Genomic DNA, 8,118 nt, shown 5'->3' on the forward strand with positions numbered 1-8,118 from the left:
GTCAGTGCCCCTCGAGCGCCTTCGGCGGCACGACCTGGCGGATCGTGAGCGCCGCCGTCACGACGGCGAGATGGCTGAGCGCCTGCGGCAGGTTGCCCCAGAACGACCCGTCGCGGGCCGAGATCATCTCGCTGTAAAGGCCGACGTCGTTCGACATGGCGACGAGTTCGTCCATCGCGGCGATCGCCTCGTCGTGCCGTCCCACGCACGCGAGCGCGCCGGCGCGCCAGAAGGCGGATGCCACGAACGTGTGCTCCGCGCGCTCCATGCCCGAGTACCGGTAGAGCAGCGCCCCGGCTCCGAGCTGCGCGGTGAGCGCGTCGATCGTCCGCGACATCCGTTCGCCGCGATCGAAACCGCTCTCGGCGTGCAGCAGCACCGAGGTGTCGAGCGCGGTCGATCCGGGCGGAGGGCCTGCCAGCATCCCATCTTCGACGACGTGTAGTGCGCGAGCTCGGGCAGCTCCCACATGCCCGAGTCGCGGTTGCGCCACAGGTCGCACACGCGGTCGGCGAGCTCGGCCAGGAGGCGCGCGGTGCCCGGATCGAGCACGTTCCCGGCATCCGCGTAGGTCCGGCAGATCGCGAAGAGGTCGCCGTAGACGCCGAGCTGCAGCTGGTCGCTGGCCGGGTTGCCCGTGACGACGGGGCCGATCCCGGCCCATCCGGGCGCGTCGAAGAACTCCACGCCCTCCACCGGCTCGCCCCGGAGGGTGTACATGACGCGCAGGTCGCCGTCGGCGCGGATGGTCTTCACCATCCACGACAGTGCGGCGTGGGTCTCCTCGCACAGGCCGAAGCGCACGAGCGCGTGCGCCGTGTAGGCGAGGTCGCGCACCCAGGCGAAGCGGTAGTCCCAGTTCTTCCCGCCCGCGGGATTCTCCGGCAACGACGTCGTCGCCGCGGCGGCGATGGCGCCCGTCGGGGCGTAGACGAGGAGTTTCAGGGCGAGGGCGCTGCGCTGCACGGCATCCTGCCACGGTCCGTCGTAGGAGAACTCCTTCGACCAGTCGCGCCAGCCCGCGATCGAGGGGTTCAGGCTCGCGCCGATGAGGCCCGGATCGGCCAGGTGCAGGGGCTCGTCGTCGTTCGCGATGATCGCGAGGATGTGCGTCGAGTCCGCCGCGGTCGTGAACGTGCCGCGCACGGCGGAGAGGAGAGAGGAGGTCGCGTCGGCGCGCGGCCGACCGACCTCCGAGCCGATGACCGCCAGCATCGTCGAGCCCACCTGCAGCAGGTGCACGCCGTCGTGCTTCTTGATCCACGGCGCCGCTGTCCGCAGACGCGTGCCCGGTCGCACCGCCCAGCGGAACCGGACCTCACCGCGCATGCCCGCGATCCGGCGCACGAGCTGCGCCCACGGCAACCGCCCGGCGACGCCCGTGACGAGCGCGTCGGTGACGGTCGCGACGCCGCCCGGCGTCGTGAAGGTGGTCTGCAGCACGTTCGTGCCGGGGAGGTACCGGCGGCGCACCGTGTACTCCCCGTCCGGGGCGAGTTCGATGCACCCGCCGTCGGCGTCGTCGACGATCCGGGCGAAGACCGGCGCCGAATCGAGGTTCGGCATCGGCATCCAGTCGATGCCCCCGTCCGCGGCGATCAGCGCGACCGTCCGGCCGTCGCCGATCGCCGCGTACGTGCGGAGGTCTTCTCGACCCGGGATCGTCATCGCGGGCTCGCGCGAACGGCGCGTCGCCGGGCTGCGCTCATGTGAGCGTCATGCCCCCGGTCACCGCGATGGTCTCGCGGGCGTAGGCGATCGCGACGGCGCGGCCGATGACCGAGTCCGCCCCGGTCACGAGCGCCTTCCGGCCGGGCAGCCGCCCGAAGCCGATGTAGGTCTTCTCGCCGTGATCGGGCGCGGGCGCCATCTCGTGGATGTCGCCCGGGGCATCCTGCTGCTGCGGCGGGAACGGCGGCCGCGGATACTGCGTCGTCGGATCCTGGACCGTCTACATGTCGGTCACGAGGTGGCCGGCTTCCGGTTCTCGGCGCTCATCATCCAGGCGTACTGCTCGAGCTTCTCGATGATCTCGTGGAAGATGTCGGCGCTCGTCGGGTCTTCCTCGTCGACCTGGTCGTGCACGCCGCGGCAGGTGGCGACGGTGTCCTCCAGTCGCGCCGTGATGAGGTCGGTGACCTCGGTCGTCGCGATCTCGCCCTGCGGGAACTCGGGCAGGGTGGTCGACTCGGCGACGGTGTCGCTGCGGCCGTCGGGCAGGGCGTGCAGCGCGCGCATGCGCTCGGCTATCGTGTCGCTGAACTCGCGCGCGGAGTCGATGATCTCGTCGAGCGCGAGGTGCGTGTCGCGGAAGTTCGTGCCGATGACGTTCCAGTGCGCCTGCTTGCCCTGCGAGGCGAGCTCGAGAAGGTCGACGAGCACCTTCTGCAGGTTCTCGCTCAACTCCTTGGAGGCGGTGAAGCCGCTCTCGGCGTTCTGCTCGTTCGTCAGCCGTGCTCCGTGCGCGGGCTTGCGCTTGTTCTTGGTCGCTGTCGTAGATGCCATGGTTCGATGCTACAGGGGCGGCCGCCGCGACGGACGGGGATTGCGCGCCCGGATCGTGCGTGGCACGCCCGCGGCTCCGGCCCGGTCGCCGTGACGTATGCAGGAGATCCGGGCCCGGCGAGAGCGGCACCCCCGTGATTGCGCGGGACGCATCCACCCCCATCCCCGGATCTCCTGCATACGTCACGGGGCGGCGCTCTCGGACGCCGGCGCCCTCTCCTCACCGCGGTGTGTCAGTCTGGGCGCATGCAGCGCGACGTGACCGCCCACCTCGAACTCTCCGTGACCGAGCCCGCCGACCTCGTCGTCGCGATCGCCGTGTCGACGCACTACCAGCCGAGCGACGAGGCGTTCACGGCGCTCCTCGACGGGGCGCCGGTCGCGGCGACCGAGTTCACCGACCACAGCGGCACGCGCTTCCAGCGCCTGCAGGTGGGCACGGGCTCACTCGTGATCGACTACCGCGCGCACATCGACGGCGAGGGCGCCGAAGCGCCGGGCGTGCCCTACGACCTCTTCTCCTCGCGGCTGCCGAGCCGCTACGTCGAGAGCGACGTGCTCTCCCCGACGGCCGCGGCGGAGTTCGCGGGGATCGACCCCGGCGCCGACCTCCTCGCGGCCGTCTCGTCCTGGGTCGGCACGCAGTTGAGCTACGTGCCGGGCGCCTCCGGGCCGACCGACGGCGCCGTGGAGACCCTGCTCGGGCGACAGGGCGTGTGCCGCGACTACGCGCACCTGTGCGCGGCGCTCCTGCGCGCCCGCGGCGTCGCCGCCCGCGTGGCCGCCGTCTACGCGCCGGGCCTCGCGCCGATGGAGTTCCACGCGGTGACCGAGGCGTGGATCGACGACGCGTGGCGCGTGGTGGATGCCACGGCGCTCGCGCCCCGGCAGAACCTCGTGCGCATCGCGACCGGTCGCGACGCCGCCGACACCGCCTTCCTCACTGTGCTGAGCGGCCGCACCGACCTCGACGTCATCGAGGTGACCGCCGTCGTCGACGAGCTCGCCCGCGACGACGTCACACAGCTCGTCTCGATCCGCTGACCGCGTCGGCGTCTGACCGCGCCGGCGGCTGAGCGCCCGACCGCACCGGCTCTCGCGCTCGGGCGCGCGTCGTGGCACGCTGGGGGCATGAAGGCCTGGATCGTGCGTTTCGTCTCGTTGTACGTGTTCAACGTCGTCGTGCTGCTCGTGATCGGGTTGCTCACCCCGGCGCACGTCGGGTGGGCGGTGCTGTGGGCGTCGGTCATCCTGACGCTCGCGGAGCTGTTCGTGAAGCCGCTGCTGCGGGGCGCGTTCGCGAAGTCGGCGGCGGAGTCGGCCGGTGACCGCACCCGCATCGGCGAGGCGCTCGTGCAGCTGCTGCTCGTGCTCGCCGTCGCGGCGATCATCTGGATCATCACGCTCGTGCTCACCGGCGTGAACGCCCGCGGCAGCTGGTTCTGGGCCTACGTCCTGCCGCCCGTCATCATCGCGATCGGCTGGGCGCTGTACGCCCGCATCGACGACCGCATCGAGGCGAGGGCGGGCGGATACTACGACCGCGCCACGGCGGGCATCCGCGGCGGCCGTGCCGGCGCCGACGCCACCGCATCCCCCGGAGCGGGCACGTCCGGCATCACGTCGGCGAGCGCCGCCGAGGCCGACGACGGGCTGACGCCGGAGCAGCGCAAGATGCTCGACGACCTCGGCAAGAGCTGACCGCGCCGGCAACCCGGGCCGCCGCGCATGACGTCCCTGTAACAAAGGGACCCGCGCGACCCCGACGGCATCGGCGAGCGGGAATGATGGATGCTGCGGCATCCGTCCACAGCATCCGACGCGCCGCGCTCCCACACCCGGAAGGTCTCCGTCATGCCGCGCATCGCCCGTCCCGCCCGCCTCGCGATGGCCACCGCCGCCGCCGCCGCGCTCCTGGCCCTCGCCGGCTGCTCCGGCTCCGCCGACCCGGCCGCATCGAGCGCCGACCCGGCGGCCGACTTCGTCACGCCCGGCAAGCTCACGATCGCGACCGGCCAGACGGCCTACGAGCCCTACGTCTACGACGACGACCCGACGACCGGCAAGGGCTTCGAGTCGGCCGTCGCGTACGCCGTGGCCGAGAAGCTCGGTTTCGCCAAAGACGACGTCGTCTGGGTGCGCACGTCGTTCGAGGCGGCGATCGCGCCGGGGCCGAAGAACTCCGACTTCAACATCCAGCAGTACACGATCACCGACGAGCGCAAGCAGGCCGTCGACTTCTCGACGCCCTACTTCGAGGCGAGCCAGATGATCGTCGCGATCAAGGGCGGCAAGGCCGACGGCGTCACCGACCTCGCCGGCGCGAAGGGACTGCTGCTGGGCGCAATGGCCGGTTCGACGAGCGCCACCACGATCCACGAGGCGATCGCCCCGACGACTCCCGCCGCCCTGTTCGGCTCGAACGAAGACGCCCGCGCGGCCCTCGAGGCCGGCCAGATCGATGCGATGGTGCTCGACACCCCGACGGCCTACCTCGCCGCGAACTACTACATCGACGGCGGCTTCATGGTGGGCGAGCTGCCCGCGGCGGGGGTTCCCGACCAGTGGGGCCTCCTGCTGCAGAAGGACTCGCCGCTCACCGCCCGGGTCAGCAACGCGGTCGACACGCTGCGCGCCGACGGCACCCTCGACGCGCTCGAGAAGGAATGGCTGTCGGTGCTCACCGAGGGCGTGCCGCAGCTGAAGTGACCGTCCTGTCGAAGGCCGGGCCGAACTCGGCCGCCCGGCCCCGCTCGGGTAGCGTCGTCTCGTGAGTTCGCACACCCCGAGCGCCCTGGAGGTCGAACGGCGCGCCTACCGCCGCGGCCGCGAGCGACGCTCGGTGCTGGTCGCAATCGGGTCGACGCTCGTGTTCGCGGCGGTCGTGTGGGTGACGGTCGTGAACACTCCGGGCTGGACGAAGGTGCAGCAGACCTTCTTCGACCCCGCCACCGCGGTCGCGTCGCTGCCGAAGGTGTGGGACGGGTTCCTCGTGAACCTGCAGGTGCTCGCCCTCTCGGTCGTGACGGTCGCGGCGGTGGCCCTGCTGATCGCCTTCCTGCGGACGCTCCCGGGAGCGGTGTTCTTCCCCGTGCGGGTCGTCGCGGCCGCCTACACCGACCTGTTCCGCGGGTTCCCGTTCATCATCGTGCTCTACCTCGTCGGCTTCGGTCTGCCCACGATCACGAACACCCGCATCCCGGTCGTGCTGCTCGGCGTGCTCGCCGTCACCCTCACCTACTCGTCGTACGTCGCCGAGGTGATCCGTGCCGGCATCGACGCGGTGCACCCGTCGCAGCGGCTCGCGGCGCGCTCGCTCGGGCTCGGCTACGGGCAGACCCTCCGGCGGGTGGTGCTCCCCCAGGCCCTGCGCAAGATGACGCCGCCCCTCATGAACGACTTCGTCTCGATGCAGAAGGACGTCGGGCTCATCTCGATCCTCGGCGCGATCGATGCGATCGCCGCCGCGCGCTCGGCGAACGCCCTCAGCTACAACTTCACGCCGTACGTCGTCGCGGGCATCCTCTTCGTGCTGCTCGCGATCCCCACGATCCGGACCGCCGACTGGTACACGGCGCGGCTGCGCGAGCGCGAGCAGAGCGGAGCGATCCTGTGACCGCGGTGGAGCCGGGCGGTGTCCCGGCGCCGGTCGGCGCCCCGGTGCTCGCGGCGGAGGATGTCTGGAAGGCGTTCGGCGAGCGCGAGGTGCTGCGCGGGGTGTCGGTGTCGCTCGCCGCGCACGAGGTCGTCGCGCTCATCGGGGCATCCGGATCGGGCAAATCCACGCTCCTCCGCTGCCTCGGCCTGCTCGAGCCGATCGACGACGGTCGCATCTTCCTCGGCGACGAGGACATCTCCGACCCGCGCGTCGACGGCAACCGGGTGCGCGCGCGGCTCGGCGCGGTGTTCCAGAGCTACAACCTCTTCCCGCATCTGACGGTGCTCGGCAACGTGACCCTCGCCTCGCGCGTCGTGCACAAGGTGCCGCGAAAGGATGCCGAGGCGCGCGCACTGGCGCTCCTCGAGCGCGTCGGGCTCGCCGACTTCGCGAACGCCCACCCCGACCGCCTCTCCGGCGGGCAGCAGCAGCGCGTCGCGATCGTCCGCGCCATCGCGACCGACCCCGAGGTGCTGCTGCTCGACGAGATCACCTCGGCGCTCGACCCGGAGCTCGTCGGCGAGGTGCTCGACCTCGTGCGCTCGCTCGCCGAGGGCGGGGCGACGATCCTCATGGCGACGCACGAGATGGCGTTCGCGCGTGACGTCGCCGATCGGGTGCTGTTCCTCGACGAGGGCGTCATCGTCGAGGAGGGCGCTCCCGCCCAGCTGTTCACGGCGCCCGCACATGCCCGCACGAAGGCTTTCCTCACCCGTTTCACCGCATAGCCGCGCGGCGTATGCTGTGCGCACGCCTCCCTTCGACGCCCTCCTCACGACCTGGCGCGCCGACCCTGTGACCCTCGTCGTCCTGGTCGCCGCGACGATCGCCTACGCCCTCGGCATCCGTCGCGCCGCCCGTCACGGCGTCGTGTGGCCGCGTCGACGCACGGTGCTGTTCTTCGCCCTCGGCCTCGGCTCGTACGCGGTCGTCGAGCTGGGCTTCTTCGGCGCGTGGTCGGCGCAGCTGCGCTGGGCGTTCACGGCGCGCATCGCGCTGCTGCTGAGGGTGCCGATGATGGGCCCTCACCAGCCTGCACGCGTCGACCTTCCTCGCGATCGAGTTCCTGCTGGCGTTCGTCGAGCTCGTGATCGATTCGATCCCGGGCATCCTCATGCGGCTGAACGACACCGTCATCGACGGCATCACGACCGTCGCGGGTACCGGCTGGTGGCCGAATCCGCTGCACGATCAGCACCTCGCGGGCGACCTGCTCTGGTTCATCGCCGAGGCGGCCGACGTTCCGGTGCTGATCCTGCTGCTCCTGCGGTGGGCGCGGCGCGACCGCGCTGAAGCGGCAGACTTCGACGCGCTCACCGACGCCGAGCACGACGCGCTCGTACAGGCGCACCTGCGCGGCGCGCGCGCCGGATCGGACGCCGCCCGCTGACGCTCAGGCGCGGATCGTGCGCTCCGCCGCCTCGACGACGTTCGTCATCAGGAGCGCCACCGTCATCGGGCCGACGCCCCCGGGATTCGGCGACAGCCAGCCGGCCACCTCTTCGACGCCCGGGGCGATGTCGCCGTAGACCTTCGACTTGCCGGTCTCGGGATCGATCTCGCGGGTCACCCCGACATCGAGCACGGCGGCGCCGGGCTTGACGTCCTCGGGTCGCACGAGGTGCTTCATGCCCGCCGCGCCCACGATGACGTCGGCCTGCCGCAGGTAGGCGGGCAGGTCGCGCGTGCCGGTGTGGGTGAGGGTCACGGTCGCGTTGACGTCGCGGCGGGTGAGCAGCAGCCCGATCGAGCGCCCGATCGTCACGCCCCGGCCGACGACGACCACATGCGTGCCCGCGAGTGCGTAGCCATTGCGCTCGAGCAGCTCGATCACGGCGCGGGGCGTGCACGGCAGCGGAGAGATGATCTCGTCGTTGACGTTCAGCACGAGCTTGCCGAGGTTCGTGGGATGCAGGCCGTCGGCATCCTTCGCCGGGTCGATCCGCTCGAGGATC

At 71.6% G+C, this 8,118-nt stretch carries 9 protein-coding genes and 3 pseudogenes; 7 read left to right on the plus strand and 5 right to left on the minus strand.

What is annotated here, in order from left to right:
* Nucleotide 1 precedes the first annotated feature (1 nt).
* Nucleotides 2-157, minus strand: coding sequence for a hypothetical protein (locus FHX68_RS16265; RefSeq protein ID WP_307723043.1), 156 nt, complete (start codon nt 155-157; stop codon nt 2-4).
* Between FHX68_RS16265 and FHX68_RS16350 the strand changes: the two genes are divergently transcribed.
* Nucleotides 156-284, plus strand: coding sequence for a Vmc-like lipoprotein signal peptide domain-containing protein (locus tag FHX68_RS16350; protein ID WP_373288669.1), 129 nt, complete (start codon nt 156-158; stop codon nt 282-284). The genes FHX68_RS16265 and FHX68_RS16350 overlap by 2 nt on opposite strands.
* Nucleotides 285-468: 184 nt before the next feature.
* Here the strand turns inward: FHX68_RS16350 and FHX68_RS08660 are convergent.
* The 3 genes and pseudogenes from FHX68_RS08660 to FHX68_RS08670 form a co-directional block, all read right to left on the minus strand.
* Nucleotides 469-1,668, minus strand: a pseudogene (locus FHX68_RS08660) (glycoside hydrolase family 15 protein); the annotation flags it as partial.
* 73 nt (nt 1,669-1,741) lie between these two features.
* Nucleotides 1,742-1,945 (minus strand): annotated as a pseudogene (locus FHX68_RS16355) (NAD(P)-dependent dehydrogenase); the annotation flags it as partial.
* Between the two features lie 17 nt (nt 1,946-1,962).
* Nucleotides 1,963-2,505 (minus strand): Dps family protein, encoded by a 543-nt coding sequence (locus tag FHX68_RS08670; RefSeq protein WP_141378891.1) that lies wholly within the window; start codon nt 2,503-2,505, stop codon nt 1,963-1,965.
* Nucleotides 2,506-2,751: 246 nt separating this feature from the next.
* On the opposite strand from FHX68_RS08670, the gene FHX68_RS08675 reads away from it, so the two are divergent.
* From FHX68_RS08675 to FHX68_RS15860, 6 genes are all read left to right on the plus strand, one after another.
* Nucleotides 2,752-3,549 carry a transglutaminase-like domain-containing protein gene (locus FHX68_RS08675; protein ID WP_141378889.1) on the plus strand — a complete coding sequence of 266 codons (798 nt, stop codon included), beginning with the start codon at nt 2,752-2,754 and terminating at the stop codon, nt 3,547-3,549.
* 87 nt (nt 3,550-3,636) lie between these two features.
* Nucleotides 3,637-4,206, plus strand: coding sequence for a hypothetical protein (locus FHX68_RS08680; protein WP_141378887.1), 570 nt, complete (start codon nt 3,637-3,639; stop codon nt 4,204-4,206).
* A 90-nt stretch (nt 4,207-4,296) separates the two neighbouring features.
* Nucleotides 4,297-5,214, plus strand: a complete 918-nt coding sequence (locus tag FHX68_RS08685) for an ABC transporter substrate-binding protein (RefSeq protein WP_229661393.1) — start codon at nt 4,297-4,299, stop codon at nt 5,212-5,214.
* A 61-nt stretch (nt 5,215-5,275) separates the two neighbouring features.
* Nucleotides 5,276-6,121, plus strand: coding sequence for an amino acid ABC transporter permease (locus FHX68_RS08690; protein WP_141378883.1), 846 nt, complete (start codon nt 5,276-5,278; stop codon nt 6,119-6,121).
* A gap of 44 nt (nt 6,122-6,165) precedes the next feature.
* Nucleotides 6,166-6,891, plus strand: a complete 726-nt coding sequence (locus FHX68_RS08695; protein ID WP_141378969.1) for an amino acid ABC transporter ATP-binding protein — start codon at nt 6,166-6,168, stop codon at nt 6,889-6,891.
* 359 nt (nt 6,892-7,250) lie between these two features.
* Nucleotides 7,251-7,553, plus strand: a complete 303-nt coding sequence (locus FHX68_RS15860) for a cytochrome c oxidase assembly protein (protein WP_229661392.1) — start codon at nt 7,251-7,253, stop codon at nt 7,551-7,553.
* Between the two features lie 3 nt (nt 7,554-7,556).
* Here the strand turns inward: FHX68_RS15860 and FHX68_RS08705 are convergent.
* Nucleotides 7,557-8,118 (minus strand): annotated as a pseudogene (locus FHX68_RS08705) (bifunctional methylenetetrahydrofolate dehydrogenase/methenyltetrahydrofolate cyclohydrolase); the annotation flags it as partial.

Origin of the sequence: Microbacterium lacticum (assembly GCF_006716815.1) — a bacterium.
Lineage (GTDB): Bacteria > Actinomycetota > Actinomycetes > Actinomycetales > Microbacteriaceae > Microbacterium > Microbacterium lacticum.